The 14,919-nt window shown below is 62.9% G+C and carries 19 protein-coding genes; 15 read left to right on the forward strand and 4 right to left on the reverse strand.

Annotation, left to right across the window (positions count from 1 at the left end; all coding sequences use genetic code 11):
* Positions 1 to 148 precede the first annotated feature (148 nt).
* The 12 genes from HX824_RS18815 to madM all read left to right on the forward strand — a co-directional run bounded on the left by HX824_RS18815 (position 149) and on the right by madM (position 9,230).
* Entirely contained in the window at positions 149 to 475 is a 327-nt protein-coding gene (locus HX824_RS18815; protein ID WP_177028013.1) for a DUF6124 family protein, read from the forward strand.
* A gap of 62 nt (positions 476 to 537) precedes the next feature.
* Complete coding sequence (locus HX824_RS18820; protein WP_177054921.1) at positions 538 to 1,167, forward strand: nucleotidyltransferase domain-containing protein; 630 nt, start codon at positions 538 to 540, stop codon at positions 1,165 to 1,167.
* Complete coding sequence (locus HX824_RS18825; RefSeq protein ID WP_177020241.1) at positions 1,130 to 1,558, forward strand: hypothetical protein; 429 nt, start codon at positions 1,130 to 1,132, stop codon at positions 1,556 to 1,558. The genes HX824_RS18820 and HX824_RS18825 overlap by 38 nt, the downstream gene beginning before the upstream one ends.
* A gap of 327 nt (positions 1,559 to 1,885) precedes the next feature.
* Positions 1,886 to 3,556, forward strand: coding sequence for a malonate decarboxylase subunit alpha (gene mdcA, locus HX824_RS18830; RefSeq protein WP_177054922.1), 1,671 nt, complete (start codon positions 1,886 to 1,888; stop codon positions 3,554 to 3,556).
* On the forward strand, positions 3,557 to 4,405 hold the full coding sequence (locus HX824_RS18835) for a triphosphoribosyl-dephospho-CoA synthase (protein WP_177054923.1): 849 nt from the start codon (positions 3,557 to 3,559) through the stop codon (positions 4,403 to 4,405).
* Positions 4,405 to 4,704 (forward strand): malonate decarboxylase subunit delta, encoded by a 300-nt coding sequence (locus tag HX824_RS18840; RefSeq protein ID WP_003216806.1) that lies wholly within the window; start codon positions 4,405 to 4,407, stop codon positions 4,702 to 4,704. Before HX824_RS18835 ends, HX824_RS18840 begins: the two co-directional genes overlap by 1 nt.
* The gene (locus HX824_RS18845) at positions 4,697 to 5,539 is read left to right on the forward strand and encodes a biotin-independent malonate decarboxylase subunit beta (RefSeq protein WP_177054924.1); all 843 of its coding nucleotides are present in this window, start codon (positions 4,697 to 4,699) and stop codon (positions 5,537 to 5,539) included. Before HX824_RS18840 ends, HX824_RS18845 begins: the two co-directional genes overlap by 8 nt.
* Positions 5,536 to 6,312, forward strand: a complete 777-nt coding sequence (gene mdcE / locus HX824_RS18850) for a biotin-independent malonate decarboxylase subunit gamma (protein WP_177054925.1) — start codon at positions 5,536 to 5,538, stop codon at positions 6,310 to 6,312. Before HX824_RS18845 ends, mdcE begins: the two co-directional genes overlap by 4 nt.
* The gene (locus HX824_RS18855) at positions 6,306 to 6,902 is read left to right on the forward strand and encodes a malonate decarboxylase holo-ACP synthase (RefSeq protein WP_008434124.1); all 597 of its coding nucleotides are present in this window, start codon (positions 6,306 to 6,308) and stop codon (positions 6,900 to 6,902) included. The genes mdcE and HX824_RS18855 overlap by 7 nt, the downstream gene beginning before the upstream one ends.
* Positions 6,899 to 7,804: a malonate decarboxylase subunit epsilon gene (gene mdcH, locus HX824_RS18860; protein WP_177054926.1), complete on the forward strand. Its 906-nt coding sequence runs from the start codon at positions 6,899 to 6,901 to the stop codon at positions 7,802 to 7,804. The genes HX824_RS18855 and mdcH overlap by 4 nt, the downstream gene beginning before the upstream one ends.
* Positions 7,805 to 8,050: 246 nt before the next feature.
* A complete protein-coding gene (gene madL / locus HX824_RS18865) occupies positions 8,051 to 8,464 on the forward strand; it encodes a malonate transporter subunit MadL (RefSeq protein ID WP_003216818.1) in 414 nt (137 codons plus the stop codon).
* 1 nt (position 8,465) lies between these two features.
* The gene (madM, locus tag HX824_RS18870) at positions 8,466 to 9,230 is read left to right on the forward strand and encodes a malonate transporter subunit MadM (RefSeq protein ID WP_003216820.1); all 765 of its coding nucleotides are present in this window, start codon (positions 8,466 to 8,468) and stop codon (positions 9,228 to 9,230) included.
* A 156-nt stretch (positions 9,231 to 9,386) separates the two neighbouring features.
* Here madM and HX824_RS18875 read toward each other — a convergent pair whose 3' ends face one another.
* From HX824_RS18875 to HX824_RS18885, 3 genes are read right to left on the reverse strand one after another with little or no spacing between them, the layout of a single operon-like run.
* Positions 9,387 to 10,301, reverse strand: coding sequence for a LysR substrate-binding domain-containing protein (locus HX824_RS18875; RefSeq protein ID WP_003216822.1), 915 nt, complete (start codon positions 10,299 to 10,301; stop codon positions 9,387 to 9,389).
* 37 nt (positions 10,302 to 10,338) lie between these two features.
* A complete protein-coding gene (locus HX824_RS18880) occupies positions 10,339 to 10,881 on the reverse strand; it encodes a chromate transporter (RefSeq protein WP_134327458.1) in 543 nt (180 codons plus the stop codon).
* Positions 10,881 to 11,447, reverse strand: coding sequence for a chromate transporter (locus HX824_RS18885; protein WP_134327457.1), 567 nt, complete (start codon positions 11,445 to 11,447; stop codon positions 10,881 to 10,883). Before HX824_RS18885 ends, HX824_RS18880 begins: the two co-directional genes overlap by 1 nt.
* A gap of 235 nt (positions 11,448 to 11,682) precedes the next feature.
* Between HX824_RS18885 and HX824_RS18890 the strand changes: the two genes are divergently transcribed.
* A complete protein-coding gene (locus HX824_RS18890; protein WP_003216828.1) occupies positions 11,683 to 12,300 on the forward strand; it encodes a hemolysin III family protein in 618 nt (205 codons plus the stop codon).
* On the opposite strand, the gene HX824_RS18895 is transcribed toward HX824_RS18890, so the two are convergent.
* Positions 12,295 to 13,197: a LysR family transcriptional regulator gene (locus tag HX824_RS18895; RefSeq protein ID WP_177020237.1), complete on the reverse strand. Its 903-nt coding sequence runs from the start codon at positions 13,195 to 13,197 to the stop codon at positions 12,295 to 12,297. The two genes, HX824_RS18890 and HX824_RS18895, sit on opposite strands and share 6 nt — an antisense overlap.
* Positions 13,198 to 13,305: 108 nt before the next feature.
* Here HX824_RS18895 and HX824_RS18900 point away from each other — a divergent pair, with 108 nt between their 5' ends.
* Positions 13,306 to 14,547, forward strand: coding sequence for a D-amino acid dehydrogenase (locus HX824_RS18900; RefSeq protein WP_177022321.1), 1,242 nt, complete (start codon positions 13,306 to 13,308; stop codon positions 14,545 to 14,547).
* 10 nt (positions 14,548 to 14,557) lie between these two features.
* On the forward strand, positions 14,558 to 14,911 hold the full coding sequence (locus HX824_RS18905) for a RidA family protein (protein ID WP_177054927.1): 354 nt from the start codon (positions 14,558 to 14,560) through the stop codon (positions 14,909 to 14,911).
* Positions 14,912 to 14,919: the final 8 nt, after the last annotated feature.

The following is a 14,919-nucleotide window of genomic DNA, read 5'->3' on the forward strand; positions in this document are numbered from 1 at the left end:
ATTTCTTATGGCGGCTGTGCGTGGGAGATCCCTTGGGGTCTGCCGGGGTCCGATATGCCCGGTCTTGCACACCTGCGCACAGCTACCACCTTATTCGCGTGCAAGCGGACGGTGTCAGCTTCCCTAATACATATCGGAGCTGCACATCATGTTCAAACCTACCCCCAATCCGCCCCACAACACCGAAATCGAACACCGCAAACTCCAGGCCGCCGCCGAGCGTGCGATGGATCATTACTTTCCGCCTTCGGCTTCATCTTCACTCTTTACCGTCACCCCCTCTCAATCCACCGAAGCCCTGCTGGCCAACGCTTCTGAAACCTTTGCCTCACTCAACGCCCTGACTTCCAACCTGGCCTTTGAATTGGAAGGTTCCCAGCGCGGCGTGGTGCTGGCCATTCAGCAGATGAGTGAGCTGGGGCAGTTACTGGTTGATCAGGCACTGGAGCAGGTTGCTCCTTCTTGCGCAGCCTAAAAACTTGATCGTTCCCAAAAAGGGACCTATCGTTCCCTTTTTGGGACTCTTCGGTCGCTGCCATGCAAACCTTGCCCCTTAGCACTGCGCTATTCACCGTGACTCAGCAGAAAGTCTTGGGTTTGCTCTTTGGCAAGCCCGACCAAAGCTTCTTCACCAATGAAATCGCCCGCTGGGCAAAGGTGGGCAAGGGCAGCCTGACCCGCGAGCTGGAGCGTTTGCAGTTGGCAGGCATCCTGACCTTGACGCGCCAGGGCAACCAAACCCACTACCAGGCCAATCCGCAGTGCCCCATCTACTCGGAGCTGGTGGCCATCGTGCGCAAGACCCTGAGCCTGGACGAGCCATTGCGCAACGCACTGGCTCCATTTGCCGCGCAACTGAAGTGGGCATTTATCTACGGTTCCATCGCCAAGGGCGAGGCGCACTCATCCAGTGACATAGATCTGATGCTGATCGGCGAAAACCTCAACTACAGTGAAGTCATGGAGCAGCTCATGCCGCTGGAAGAGCAACTGGGCCGCACCATCAACCCGACGCTCTATACCCCCGAAGACTGGATCGGCAAATGGAATGCCGGTAACAGTTTTGTGCAAAGGGTGGCGGAGCAGGACAAGATCAACCTGATTGGGGAAAACCCCGTGGAGTCCAAGGATGGACAGCAAGGCCAACCTGGAGAACCTGCAACGTAGTGGTGGCTTGAAGGCAGAGCCGCCGGATCGCAAGGAATGTGATGGGTTGATGCGCTCTGCCCGTGATCGATTGAAGGACGCCAAAACCCCGCAATTATCTTTCGCCAGCCGTTTTGATTTGGCTTACAACGCGGCCCACGCAATCGCCCTCACAGCCTTGCGCTTGCACGGCTATCGCTCGGACAAGCGCTATCTGGTGTTCCAATGCCTGCTTCATACCACCGCAGCCAACAAGGTTCAGGTAAGACTGTTTGCGCTATGCCACGAGCGCCGCAACCTGGCGGAATATGAAGGGTATATGGATGAGGATGAGGGGTTGTTGGAGCAACTGATTGCGCATACTCAAGCGCTATTGAAGGAGGTCGAACAGTGGGTGACTAACCAGAAATAGCGGCTTGGGTGATGAAGCGAGATCAGTCCCAAAAAGGGACTGATCGTTCCCATTTTGGGACTTCTGCGCACGTTCTCCCGAACAGCGCTGAGCAAATGTGGGAGCGGGCTTGCTCGCGAATGCGGTGTGTCAGTACCCGATTTATCAACTGACCCACCGCATTCGCGAGCAAGCCCGCTCCCACATTTGAACTGTGTTGAGCCCGAGCCTCAGCGTTTGCTAATGAACCATTACTCCAATCGTAACGGTTCACCGCCCAGCTTGATTGATGCCCCCCCAATACCCTCCTAAGGTACAGCCCACGACAGCAAATCCCGTGGAGCGACCATGACAACAACAACTTCCCCCGACTCGCGCTGGACGCGGCGGCGCGATGAGAAGCAGCGCCGCCTCGCATTGGTGCGATCCTTCGCCGATGGCGCCGTGCTCCCCAGCGAGCGCATTGTCGAAGCCCTGGAAGCCCTGATCCTCCCCGGCGACCGCGTGGTTCTGGAAGGCAACAACCAGAAGCAGGCCGATTTCCTCTCGCGCTCCCTGGCCAAGGCCGACCCCGCCAAGCTCCACGACCTGCACATGATCATGCCCAGCGTCGGCCGCTCCGAGCACCTGGACCTGTTTGAAAAGGGCATCGCCCGCAAGCTGGATTTCTCCTTTGCCGGCACCCAGTCCCTGCGCATCAGCCAGTTGCTGGAAGACGGCCTGCTGGAAATTGGCGCGATCCATACTTACATCGAACTCTACGCGCGGCTGGTGGTGGACCTGATCCCCAACGTGGTCCTGTCGGCCGGCTTCATGGCCGACCGCGCCGGCAATATCTACACCGGCCCGAGCACCGAAGACACACCCGCGCTGATCGAGCCGGCCGCCTTCAGCGATGGCATCGTCATCGTCCAGGTCAACCAACTGGTGGATGACGTCACCGACCTGCCGCGCGTCGACATCCCCGCGAGCTGGGTCGATTTCGTGGTGGTCGCTGACAAGCCCTTCTACATCGAACCGCTGTTCACCCGCGACCCACGCCACATCAAGCCCGTGCATGTGTTGATGGCGATGATGGCGATCCGCGGCATCTATGAAAAACACAACGTTCAATCGCTGAACCACGGCATCGGTTTCAACACCGCCGCCATCGAATTGATCCTGCCGACCTACGGTGAATCCCTGGGCCTGAAGGGCAAGATCTGTCGCAACTGGACCCTCAACCCGCACCCAACCCTGATCCCGGCCATCGAAAGCGGCTGGGTCGAAAGCGTGCATTGCTTCGGCACCGAACTGGGCATGGAGAACTACATCGCCGCCCGGCCGGATGTGTTCTTCACGGGTCGCGACGGCTCGCTGCGCTCCAACCGAATGTTCTGCCAACTGGCCGGGCAGTACGCGGTGGACCTGTTTATCGGCGCCACCTTGCAGGTCGATGGCGACGGGCATTCCTCCACCGTCACCCGTGGCCGCCTCGCCGGCTTTGGCGGTGCGCCGAACATGGGCCATGACCCACGCGGTCGCCGCCACGGCACACCCGCCTGGCTCGACATGCGCCACGACGACGCCCCGGAAGCCTTGCTCGAACGCGGCAAAAAGCTCGTGGTGCAGATGGTCGAAACCTTCCAGGAAGGCGGCAAACCCACCTTTGTCGAAACCCTCGACGCGGTGGAAGTCGCCCGCAAAAGCGGCATGCCCCTGGCGCCGATCATGATCTACGGCGATGACGTCACGCACCTGCTCACCGAAGAAGGCATCGCCTACCTGTACAAGGCCCGTTCCCTGGAAGAGCGCCAGGCGATGATCGCCGCCGTGGCCGGGGTGACCGCCATCGGCATGCGCCACAACCCCAAGGACACCGCACGCATGCGTCGCGAAGGCTTGATTGCGCTGCCCGATGACCTCGGCATCCGCCGCACCGATGCCACCCGCGAGCTGCTGGCCGCCAAGAGCGTGGCCGATCTGGTGGAGTGGTCCGGTGGCTTGTACAACCCGCCCGCCAAGTTCAGGAGCTGGTAAATGCACGCACTCAAACTGCACGACCTGACGCTGGCCGAACGCCTGGCCGACATGGCCGTCGACGCGTTGATCGATGAGGCGGACCTGTCGCCGAAACCCGCCCTGGTAGACCGTCGCGGCAACGGCGCCCATACCGATTTGCACCTCGGCTTGATGCACGCCTCGGCGCTGTCGCTGTGGCCGGCGTTCAAGGAAATGGCCGAGGCCGCGGTCGAATTTGGCGAAGTCGGTTTGCCCCTGCGTGAAGCCCTCGGGCGCATCGGTCGCGAAGGTGAACAGGCGATGCTCGTCACCACCAGCGGCGTAAATACCCATCGCGGCGCGATCTGGGCGCTCGGCCTGTTAGTCGCCGCCGCCGCACTGCAACCGGAATCCTGCACTGCCAGCGCGGTGACGTTGCGCGCCGCCCGCCTGGCCTTGCTCAACGACCGTTACGCACCGCAACCGCTGAGCCACGGCGCCCAGGTCGCACAACGCTACGGCACACGCGGTGCTCGCGAAGAGGCGCAACTGGGCTTCCCGTCGGTGCTGCAACGCGGCCTGCCCCAACTGAAGAAAAGCCGCCTGCAGCAACACGGCGAACAGAACGCGCGCCTCGACGCCTTGCTGGCGATCATGACCGACCTGGCCGACACCTGCGTGCTCTACCGCGCCGGTCCTGAAGGCTTGCAGGCCATGCAGCAGGGCGCCCAAGCCGTACTGGACGCCGGCGGCAGCGCAAGCCTCGCCGGCCGCCGCCAACTGCATGAGCTGGACCAGCAACTGCTGGCGCTGAATGCCTCCCCCGGTGGCGCCGCCGACCTGTTGGCCGCCTGCCTGTTTATCGACCGCCTCGACGGAGCGCTGTGATGGAAACCTTATCCTTTGAATTCCCCGCCGGGCAGCCCGCAAAGGGCCGCGCGCTGGTAGGTTGCGTCGGCTCCGGCGACCTCGAAGTGCTGCTGGAACCGGGCACCGCCGGCACCCTGACGATTCAGGTGCAAACCTCGGTCAATGGTGCGCAGCTACGTTGGCAGCACCTGTTTGAACGGATCTTCCAGGAGCAGACGCCCCCTGCATTGAACATCGATATCCACGACTTTGGCGCCACACCCGGCGTGGTGCGCTTGCGCCTGGAGCAGGGCTTCGAGGAGATCGGTCATGACTGACTTGCTCAACAAACACAGCTTCGTCGAACTCGGCGCCCGGCAGCGGGCCAAGGCCTTGCTCGATGCGGGCAGCTATCGCGAATTGATCGATCCGTTCCAGCGCGTCATGTCGCCATGGCTGAGTCGCCAGGGCGTGGTGCCGCAGGCAGATGACGGCGTGGTGATCGCCAAGGGCAGCATCGCCGGCTTGCCGGTGGTCATCGCGGCCATCGAAGGCAATTTCCAGGGCGGCAGTCTCGGTGAAGTCGGCGGCGCGAAGATGGCCGGTGCACTGGAGTTGGCTGCTGAAGACAATCGCAACGGTATCCCTACTCGCCCGATCCTGCTGCTGGAAACCGGCGGCGTGCGCTTGCAGGAAGCCAACCTGGGCTTGGCCGCCATCGCCGATATCCACGCAGCGATTGTCGACCTGCGCCAGTACCAGCCGGTGATCGGCGTGGTGGCGGGCAGCGTCGGTTGTTTTGGCGGCATGTCCATCGCGGCAGGCTTGTGCAGTTATCTGCTGGTGACCCGTGAGGCGCGCCTTGGCCTGAACGGCCCGCAGGTGATCGAGCAGGAAGCCGGCCTTGAAGAATACGACTCCCGTGACCGGCCCTTCATCTGGAGCCTGACCGGCGGTGAGCAGCGTTTCAACAGTGGCTTGGCCGACCGGTATGTGGCCGACGACGTGGCGCAGATTCAGCAGCAGATCACTGAACTGCTGCAACAAGGCTTGCCGGAAAACCAGCGCAGCCGTCAGGTTGATCACTATCTGGAACGCCTGGCCGCACTGAACGCCGAACCGCAAATCGACCCGGCGACGGTTCGCGATCTGTATCAGGGAGAACGCTCATGAGAGGTTTGCAGTGGTTCAACGCATTGAGCGGCGACGCAGCGCCAGTGAGCGGTTTGCCGAACTCGCTGAAAGTTGCCGACGGTGTGCTCGGTGATCAGCCAGTGCGCTTTATCGCGGTGGTCACTGACCCACAAAACCGCTTCCCTCGCGCTCGCAACGGTGAAGTCGGTTTGCTGGAAGGCTGGGGTTTGGCCAAGGCGGTTGATGAGGCGATCGATACCGGCGACAAGCGTCCGCTGATTGCCATCGTGGATGTGCCGAGCCAGGCCTACGGTCGTCGCGAAGAAGCCTTGGGCATTCACCAAGCATTGGCCGCCGCTGCCGACAGCTACGCCCGTGCCCGCCTGGCCGGTCACCCGGTGATCGCGCTGCTGGTGGGCAAGGCGATGTCCGGCGCCTTCCTCGCCCATGGTTACCAGGCCAACCGCCTGATTGCCCTGCGTGACCCCGGCGTGATGGTGCATGCCATGGGCAAGGCTTCGGCGGCGCGGGTAACCCTGCGCAGTGTTGAAGAGCTGGAAACCCTGGCTGCCAGCGTGCCGCCGATGGCCTATGACATCGACAGCTATGCCAGCCTCGGCTTGCTCTGGGAGACCTTGTCGGTCAGCCAGATCGAGCAGCCCACCAGCGAAGATGTGGCGCGGGTCAGCGATTGCCTGGTGCAGGCGATCAAGGATGTGCAGGCCGGCGGTCGGGACCTGAGCGGTCGCCTGGGCGCCACTAACCGCGCCGCCTCCAGCCACGTGCGCCAACTGCTGCGGGAGCAATGGTGAACGCTCACGACTTGCTCTGGGGCATGACCCCGGCGCATGCGCCCGCTGATGCGCCGGCCTGGGTGCTGGAAGCATTGGCCGCTGGGCATCCGGTGGTGGTGCGGCGTGCCGTCGCGTCGCCGGGCCAGGTAGCGGTGGGGGTACGCGGGCGCTTGCGCGAGCAGCGCTTCGCCGCCGTGATGCCGATGGCGGCGGTGCAGCGGCGCGTGGTGCCGGAAGACCTGCGCGGTGTGATCTCGCCAAGGGATTTGCCGGCGTTGCAGGCCCTCGCTCAGTTGCGACCGGTGCTGGCGGGAGAGAGTTGGGGCGTCACCGGCAGTGCGGGTTTCGAGTTGGCCAGCGGCGTCGAAGCGTTGCATGCCAAGAGCGATCTGGATTTGATTCTGCGCACGCCCGAGCGCCTTGATCGCAGCGATGCAGAGGACCTGCTGGCGATACTGGATACGGCGGTGTGCGCCGTGGACCTGCAACTGCAAACGCCGTTTGGCGCGGTCGCGTTGCGTGAATGGGCCGGTGGTTCGCGTCGCGTGCTGCTGAAGAACGCCAGCGGCGCGCAGTTGGTGCTCGATCCTTGGCAGGCCGTGGCATGAGTAGCCTCCTGGCATTCCCGGGGCAGGGCGCCCAGCGTCCCGGCATGCTCCAGCAATTGCCGCGTGCGGTGCTGGACGAAGCCAGTGCTGCCCTCAATGAGGATGTGCTTACTCTGGATTCTGCCGAAGCGCTGGCCTCGACCCGTGCCGTGCAGCTCTGCCTGTTGATTGCCGGTGTGGCCAGTGCGCGTTTGCTGGAACACACCCCCGATTACGTCGCCGGCCTGTCCATTGGTGCCTATCCGGCCGCCGTGATCGCCGGCTCGCTGGACTTTGCCGACGCGTTGAAACTCGTCAGCCTGCGCGGCGAATTGATGCAACACGCGTATCCCCACGGCTACGGCATGACCGCCCTTATCGGCCCGGACCTGTCCACCGTCGAAGCCTTGCTTGCTCAGGTCCACAGCCCGCAAACCCCGGTTTACCTGGCCAATATCAATGCCGACAACCAGACGGTCATCGCCGGCAGCGATGAGGCCATGAAGGCGGTCGCCAATCTGGTGCGCGGCAACGGCGTCGCCAAACGCCTGGCCGTCAGCGTGCCGTCCCATTGCGTGCTGCTGGAAAAGCCCGCCGAAGCACTGGCTCAAGCCTTCGCCCAAGTGACACTGAAACCGCCGAGCATCACCTACCTGAGCAGCACCCGCGCCCGGCCGATCCACAACAGCGAACACCTGCGCGACGACCTCGCCTTCAACATGTGCCGCATCGTCGACTGGCGCGGCACCGTGCAAAGCGCCTTCGAGCGCGGTGTGCGCCTGCATATCGAACTGCCTCCCGGTGCCGTGCTTACGGGCCTCGCGCGCCGGGTGTTCGAGCAAGGCACCGTCATCGCCTTCGAAGGCGCCCGCCTGGACACCTTGCAGGCCTTGCTGCGAGAGGAGGGAAACCATCACCGATAGAGCTCCACCAAGGCTGATGCTGGTCGGTCAAGAGATAGAGCGGGTCACCAATGACCTGTGGCGAGGGAGCGTGCTCCCGTTGGAGTGCGCAGCGCTCCGAGGATTTCAGGGCCGCTACGCAGCCCAACGGGAGCAAGCTCCCTCGCCACAGGTACGGTATTCATCTTTATCGGATCGGCATTGCCGCCCAAGGCTTTCGAAGCACAAAAACAACAATTTCGATGAAGCACTTTGAGGACAACCATCATGATTATTTACGGTGTGGCGTTGCTGGCGATCTGCATGTTGGCCGGCGTGATTCTGGGCGACATGCTCGGCGTGTTGCTGGGAGTCAAATCCAACGTGGGCGGGGTGGGGATCGCGATGATCCTGCTGATCTGCGCACGGTTGTGGATGCACAAACACGGCGGCATGACCAAGGAATGCGAGATGGGTGTCGGCTTCTGGGGTGCCATGTACATCCCGGTGGTGGTGGCGATGGCGGCGCAACAGAACGTGGTCACCGCGCTGCACGGCGGCCCTGTGGCGGTGCTGGCGGCGATTGGTTCGGTGGTGGTGTGCGGTTGCACGATTGCCTTGATCAGCCGCACGCACAAGGGCGAACCGCTGCCCGATGAAGAGCCGCTGATTGCGGCTGCACCTGTCGCGGGAGGTCGCTGATATGTGGGAACTCATCGAGAAAGGCCTGGCAAATAACGGCTTGGTCACCGCCTTTGCATTTGTCGGCGTGGTGATGTGGATTTCGGTGGTGCTGTCCAAGCGCCTGACCTTCGGACGCATCCACGGCTCAGCCATCGCGATTGTGATCGGGCTGGTGCTGGCCTGGGTGGGCGGCACCTTGACCGGCGGGCAGAAAGGCCTGGCGGACGTGGCGCTGTTTTCCGGGATCGGCTTGATGGGCGGCGCCATGCTGCGGGACTTTGCCATCGTGGCCACGGCGTTTGAAGTACAGGCCACCGAGGCGCGCAAGGCCGGCTTGATTGGTGCGATTGCCTTGCTGCTGGGCACGGTGCTGCCGTTTATTGTGGGCGCGAGTATCGCCTGGGCGTTTGGTTATCGCGATGCGATCAGCATGACCACCATCGGCGCGGGCGCGGTGACTTACATCGTCGGGCCGGTGACCGGGGCGGCGTTGGGTGCAAGCTCGGATGTGGTGGCGCTGTCCATCGCGACTGGGTTGATCAAGGCGATCCTGGTGATGGTGGGCACGCCCATGGCGGCACGCTGGATGGGCCTGGATAACCCGCGCTCGGCGATGGTGTTCGGTGGTTTGGCCGGCACGGTGAGCGGTGTGACGGCAGGCCTGGCGGCGACGGACCGGCGGCTGGTGCCGTATGGCGCGTTGACTGCCACCTTTCACACCGGGCTTGGGTGTTTGCTGGGGCCGTCGGTGCTGTACTTCATCGTGCGCGGGATTGTCGGCTGACCCGAGAGGTGTCGACCGCTTTTGTGGCGAGGGAGCTTGCTCCCGCTGGAGCGCGAAGCGGTCCCAATGCATTCATCCTGAAACAACACGGGCGCTGATTTTACGACTGCTGCGCAGCCGAGCGGGAGCAAGCTCCCTCGCCACAGGGGATCATTGTCAGGTTTGGCGGTTCGCATACATCCGGCACTCCGCCAACAGCGCGAGCAGGTTCGGGTCGCGTTCCTTGGCTTTCAGAAACACCACGCCAATGTGCTGCTGCAAACGGTAGCGCGGTTGCAGGGGAATCAGCTTCACCCGGTTCTCATACACCGCCGCAATCCGCCCCGGCAGCAGCGCATAACCCACGCCCGAGCTGACCATGCTCAGCAGGGTGAAGATGTCGTTGACCTGCATCGCCACCTTCGGCTCGAACCCTGCCTGCTTGAATACGCGGTTGCCGTCCTGGTGGGTGGCGAAGCCTTGGGTGAGGGTGATGAAGGTGGCGTCGCGCACGTCCGCCAGGTCGATTTCCTGTTCACGGTCGAAGGGTGAATCGGCCGGGGTGGCGAGGAAGATGTCGTCGGAAAACAGCGCGATCTGCTCGCAGTCCGGATCGTTGGCGTGCTCGTCGAGGGAGATCAGGATCGCATCGACTTCCATGTTCTTCAGCTTGTACAGCAGGTCGAAATTGGAGCCGAGGATCAGGTCGATATTCAGCTCGCTACGGCGAATCTTCAGCCCCATGATCAACTGCGGCACGGTCTTCACCGTCAGCGAATACAGCGAGCCCAGCTTGAAGCGCTCGGCGGAAAAGCCGGCGGCCTCGCGGGTCACCCGCACGCTGTCGACCACATCCTGCACCAGCTTCTGCGCACGCTCTTCCAGCACATAGGCGCTTTCCAGCGGCGTGAGGTTACGCCCTTCGTGCTTGAACAGCGGGCAGCGCAGGGCGTTTTCCAGGGAGTGGATCGCCCGGTGCACGCTGACGTTGCTGGTCTGCAGTTCAGCCGCCGCCCGCGCCAGGTTGCCGGTGCGCATGAACGCCAGGAAGATTTCCAGCTTCTTGAGGGTGAACTCTTCGTCGATCAGCATGGGCGTGACTCTTGTTCGAATGCCGTCGATTGTGCCCCTAAAACCAGTTCACTCCCAGCCATGCGCTGCACAGGCCCAACACCACGCCGAGGATGATCAGCCAGATTGCGTTGAGCCTTGTGTAATACACCACGGCAGCGCTGGCCAGGGTCAGCACCAGGCTGGTGGCATTGTTTTCCAGGCTGTTCATCAGGATGTAGCTGGCGGCCAGGATCAGCCCGATGGAGATCGGCAGCAGGCTGCCTTTGACCCGCTGCACCCACGGGGTTTTGCTGTGTTTTTCCAGCCAGCCGGCGCCGAGGTATGTGAGTACCGAGCAGGGCACCAGCTTGGCGGTCAGGGCCACCAGGGCGCCGGGCAACCCGGCGGCTTGCTGGCCGATAAATACCAGGAACATGCCATTGGGCCCCGGCAAGGCCTGGGACAAGGCGAAGAAGGCGACGAACTGGGCGTCGGTGATCCAGTTCATGTCGGTGACGGTGTAGCGGTGGATATCGCTCAGGGCCACGGTGTTGCCGCCAATCGCCATCAGCGACCACAGCGCGCATTGGATCATCAGGTGAAACAGCACGCTCTGCATCAGCCGGCCACCTTCTGCTTGCCCATGAAACTCAAGGCCAGGGAGCTAGGAATGCAGATCAGCAGGACCATCCACAACGGCAGCACCAGCACCGCCATCAATACGAAGGTCAGGACGAACGCGCTGTAGTTGGCCAGGGTCCGCGGCATGGCCTTGAGCAGGCGCAAGGTGGTGCCGAGCATCAGCCCGGTGGCGATCGGCATCACCGCGCCGAAGATCTGCTGCACCACGTCATGGCTCCACCATTTGGCATAGGCGAAGCCGGCCAGCACGGTGATCAGCGAGGGGAACAGATACAAGCCGACCACGGTCACAACCGCACCCGGCAAACCGTGCAGGCGCCGACCGTAGATGATGCCGACGTTGGCGATATTCGGCCCGGGGAAAAATTGGCCGGTGGTCAGCAACTCGTTGAAGCCTTGTTCGCTGACCCACTGCCTGCGGTCGACCATCATCTGCCGCGCCCAGGGCATCACGCCGCCAAAGCCGAACAGGCCGACCATGGCGAAGTTGTAAAACAATTGCCACAGACTCGGGTGGGGCTGGGCAGGTTCGAGGTCGGCCATGGGCGTTACCGATGAGGGGCTTTTATGTAGGAGCTGGCTTGCCTGCGATAGCGGTGGGTCAGACATGCATCTGCTGCTGATACACCGCTATCGCCGGCAAGCCAGCTCCCACAGGATGAAGCGAATCATCCATCGGCATGTGTATTTGGGCAAATGAAGAAAGGTTGTTACCTGATATTGGGTGGGTGACGTCAGAATGGTCGAGGTGATAACCGTTATTCGAGGTGAGTGACACATGTATCACGGGGAACGATTCAACGCCTGGAGCCACTTGCTCGGGGCGGTTGCGGCTTTTGTGGGTGCGGTATGGATGTTGGTGGTGGCCAGTATGGACGGCAACCCCTGGAAGATTGTCAGCGTAGCGATCTACGGTTTCACATTACTGGTGTTGTACAGCGCGTCCACCGTTTACCACAGCGTGCGCGGGCGCAAGAAAGCGATCATGCAGAAGGTCGATCACTTTTCGATCTACCTGCTGATTGCCGGCAGCTACACGCCGTTTTGCCTGGTGACGCTGCGCGGGCCGTGGGGCTGGACGCTGTTCGGGATTGTGTGGGGGCTGGCGGTGATCGGCATCCTGCAGGAGATCAAGCCACGCTCCGAGGCGCGGATCCTGTCGATCGTGATCTATGCGGTGATGGGCTGGATTGTGCTGGTGGCGGTCAAGCCGCTGATTGCTGCGCTGGGGCCTACCGGGTTTGCCTGGCTGGCGTCGGGCGGGGTGCTGTACACCGTGGGCATTATTTTCTTTGCCCTGGAGGACCGCTTGCGGCACTCCCACGGGATCTGGCATTTGTTCGTGATTGGCGGCAGCCTGCTGCATTTCGTGGCGATCATGGGGTACGTGTTATAGCCGGTCCAATTGCTCCTGGGCCCGGCTGCCGAAGATCTCCAACAGGCTCGCCAGCATATGCGGCGGCGGTTCGTCGGCGCGGGTCAGGGCGTACAAGGTGATTGGCAGCGGTGGCGCCAGCGGGCGAATGCAGGTGGTGGCCGGTGATGCGCCGAGGGCGGTGAACGGATCAATCACCGCCAGCCCGGCGCCGGATTCGACCATGGCCCTGGCCAGGGAATAGGTCTGCACTGCGATGCTGACCCGTGGCGGTGGATCGACCGCTTCCAGGTAGCTGTCCAGCTTCGCCGACAACGGGTCGGCGCTGGACAGGCCAATCAACGGCGCGCCCGCCAGGGCCATCAGCGGCAACGGTTTGCCCAGCTCGTTTTCCTTCCAGTAACCCTGCGGCGCCAGCGCCACCAGCACGCCGTGGGCCAACGGCTGGGCGTTCAGCCCTGGGTGATCGGGCGGTTGCAGGGTCAGCGCCACGTCGACCTCACGCATCAACAGGTTTTGCACCAGCTCGCGGCTGTGGGCGCTGGACAGCTCGCAGGCGATGTCCGGGTAGCGTTGGGTCCATTCGCGGATGGCCGGCGGCAGCAACGACAAGGCCAGCGCGGGTGTGGCGCCGATACGCAGGCTCTGGCCCGGCTCGCGGCGCAGGTTCTGCGCCAGGCGCCGCACGCCTTGCAGGCTTTCGGTCACCTTGTCGACTTCGCGCTCCAGCGCCAGCGCTTCCGGGGTTGGCTGCAGCTTGCCGCGTATACGCAGGAACAGCGGGAACCCCAACTGCAACTCGGCGTGCTGCAGCACCTTGCTCACCGCCGGCTGCGAGACATGCAGCAACTGGGCGGCGGCGCTGATGGAACCGGTCTGGCGGATGGCCTGGAAGATTTCGATATGACGCAAGCGCATGGGCAGTCCATAACCTTTGTTTATGGGTGACCCATCTTTATTCATTGTCCCGCCGCTGTCACCTGCCTCTAACCTTCAAGCCTGACATCGCACGGTTAAGGGACGCACATGGCTCAGCAGGTTTGCATCATCGGTGGCGGGGTTATCGGCCTGGCGAGTGCCTACGCGCTGGTGCGTGCCGGCATGCAGGTGACGGTGGTCGAAGCCCGGGAAACCCTGGGCAGCGAGACCAGCTTCGCCAACGGCGGGCAACTGTCCTACCGCTATGTCGCGCCGTTGGCCGACAAGGGTGTGCCGTTGCAAGCCATCGGCTGGATGCTGCGCGGTGACTCGCCGCTGAAGCTGCGCCCGCGCATGGACCCGGCGCAGTGGCGCTGGATGGCCTCGTTTCTGGGCGCCTGCCGTGGCTCGGTGAACCAGCGCAATGCGGCCCACTTGCTGCGCCTGGCGTCCTTGAGCCAGGGCACCCTGCAACGCTGGCGTGAAGAAGACCAACTGGGCGGTTTCCACTGGCGGCGCAACGGCAAGCTGGTGACCTTTCGCAGCCTCGACAGCTATGAACGCGCCTTGAATAAAGTGACCGACCCGCTGCAACAGCAAGTGCTCTCGGCGGCGGACTGCGCACGGCTGGAACCGACCCTGGACAGCGCCAGTTTTGCCGGCGGCATCTATACGCCCAATGAAGAGGTCGGCGACTGCCATGGGTTCTGCCAGCAACTGGCGGCGCGCCTTGAAGCGTCGGGGCGTTGCACGTTCCTGTTGGGGCGCAAGGTGACGGCGATTCGTCACAGCGCAGGCGCCGTGCAGGCTATCGAAATGGGCAGTGAAGTCTTGCCGGTGCAGCACCTGGTGCTGGCCGCCGGGCACCGCAGCCCCGAGCTGGCCTTGCCGGGTATGTCACTGCCGCTGTATCCCCTCAAGGGTTACAGCCTGAGCGTGCCGATTGGCGCGCAGCATCAGGCGCCGAACATCAGCATCACCGATTACGACCGCAAGATCGTCTACGCGCGCATCGGTGAGCAACTGCGGGTGGCGGCGATGGTGGATATTGTCGGCTTCGACACCCGCCTGGAACCCAAGCGCCTGGCGCTGATTAAACGTCAGGCACTTGAGACGTTCCCGCTGGCCGGTGACTACCAGCACGCGGTCGAATGGGCCGGTATGCGCCCGGCCACGCCTACCGGCGTGCCGTTGATTGGTGCCAGCGCCTACAGCAACCTGTGGCTTAACCTCGGCCACGGCGCCCTCGGGTTTACCCTGGCTTGCGGCAGCGGCCAGGTACTGGCCGAGTTGATTGGCCGGCACACCACTTCCATTGATATGCAGGGCTTCGCGCCCCGAGCCGCTTGAGGATATTTCGATGACCATCACCCGAATCAACAGCAACAGCCGCTTGTCTGGCGCCGTGGTTTTTCAGAATTTGGTGTTCCTGTCCGGCCAGGTGCCAGGCGAAGGCCGCGATGTGAAGACCCAGACCGAACAGGTGCTGGCCAGGATTGATGCGCTGCTGGCCGAGGCCGGCAGCGACAAGGATCATCTGCTGAATGCGACCATCTACCTGAACAATATCCAGGAGGGTTTTGCGCCGATGAATGAAGTCTGGTCCGCCTGGCTATCGCCGGGGCAGGCACCGACGCGTACCACGTTGCAGGCGCAGTTGGCACGACCGGACGTGCTGGTCGAAATCAGCGTCATTGCCGTGCGCCGTCCATAACTAAAACA

The sequence above is a fragment of the Pseudomonas sp. D4002 genome (assembly GCF_013385665.1).
Lineage (GTDB): Bacteria > Pseudomonadota > Gammaproteobacteria > Pseudomonadales > Pseudomonadaceae > Aquipseudomonas.

What these genes read in the sequence shown, in the direction of transcription:
- HX824_RS18815 (WP_177028013.1), top strand. Translation starts at nt 149, where the DNA reads ATGTTCAAACCTACCCCCAATCCGCCCCACAACACCGAAATCGAACAC.
- HX824_RS18820 (WP_177054921.1), top strand. Translation starts at nt 538, where the DNA reads ATGCAAACCTTGCCCCTTAGCACTGCGCTATTCACCGTGACTCAGCAG.
- HX824_RS18825 (WP_177020241.1), top strand. Translation starts at nt 1,130, where the DNA reads ATGGACAGCAAGGCCAACCTGGAGAACCTGCAACGTAGTGGTGGCTTG.
- mdcA (WP_177054922.1), top strand. Translation starts at nt 1,886, where the DNA reads ATGACAACAACAACTTCCCCCGACTCGCGCTGGACGCGGCGGCGCGAT.
- HX824_RS18835 (WP_177054923.1), top strand. Translation starts at nt 3,557, where the DNA reads ATGCACGCACTCAAACTGCACGACCTGACGCTGGCCGAACGCCTGGCC.
- HX824_RS18840 (WP_003216806.1), top strand. Translation starts at nt 4,405, where the DNA reads ATGGAAACCTTATCCTTTGAATTCCCCGCCGGGCAGCCCGCAAAGGGC.
- HX824_RS18845 (WP_177054924.1), top strand. Translation starts at nt 4,697, where the DNA reads ATGACTGACTTGCTCAACAAACACAGCTTCGTCGAACTCGGCGCCCGG.
- mdcE (WP_177054925.1), top strand. Translation starts at nt 5,536, where the DNA reads ATGAGAGGTTTGCAGTGGTTCAACGCATTGAGCGGCGACGCAGCGCCA.
- HX824_RS18855 (WP_008434124.1), top strand. Translation starts at nt 6,306, where the DNA reads ATGGTGAACGCTCACGACTTGCTCTGGGGCATGACCCCGGCGCATGCG.
- mdcH (WP_177054926.1), top strand. Translation starts at nt 6,899, where the DNA reads ATGAGTAGCCTCCTGGCATTCCCGGGGCAGGGCGCCCAGCGTCCCGGC.
- madL (WP_003216818.1), top strand. Translation starts at nt 8,051, where the DNA reads ATGATTATTTACGGTGTGGCGTTGCTGGCGATCTGCATGTTGGCCGGC.
- madM (WP_003216820.1), top strand. Translation starts at nt 8,466, where the DNA reads ATGTGGGAACTCATCGAGAAAGGCCTGGCAAATAACGGCTTGGTCACC.
- HX824_RS18875 (WP_003216822.1), bottom strand. Translation starts at nt 10,301, where the DNA reads ATGCTGATCGACGAAGAGTTCACCCTCAAGAAGCTGGAAATCTTCCTG.
- HX824_RS18880 (WP_134327458.1), bottom strand. Translation starts at nt 10,881, where the DNA reads ATGCAGAGCGTGCTGTTTCACCTGATGATCCAATGCGCGCTGTGGTCG.
- HX824_RS18885 (WP_134327457.1), bottom strand. Translation starts at nt 11,447, where the DNA reads ATGGCCGACCTCGAACCTGCCCAGCCCCACCCGAGTCTGTGGCAATTG.
- HX824_RS18890 (WP_003216828.1), top strand. Translation starts at nt 11,683, where the DNA reads ATGTATCACGGGGAACGATTCAACGCCTGGAGCCACTTGCTCGGGGCG.
- HX824_RS18895 (WP_177020237.1), bottom strand. Translation starts at nt 13,197, where the DNA reads ATGCGCTTGCGTCATATCGAAATCTTCCAGGCCATCCGCCAGACCGGT.
- HX824_RS18900 (WP_177022321.1), top strand. Translation starts at nt 13,306, where the DNA reads ATGGCTCAGCAGGTTTGCATCATCGGTGGCGGGGTTATCGGCCTGGCG.
- HX824_RS18905 (WP_177054927.1), top strand. Translation starts at nt 14,558, where the DNA reads ATGACCATCACCCGAATCAACAGCAACAGCCGCTTGTCTGGCGCCGTG.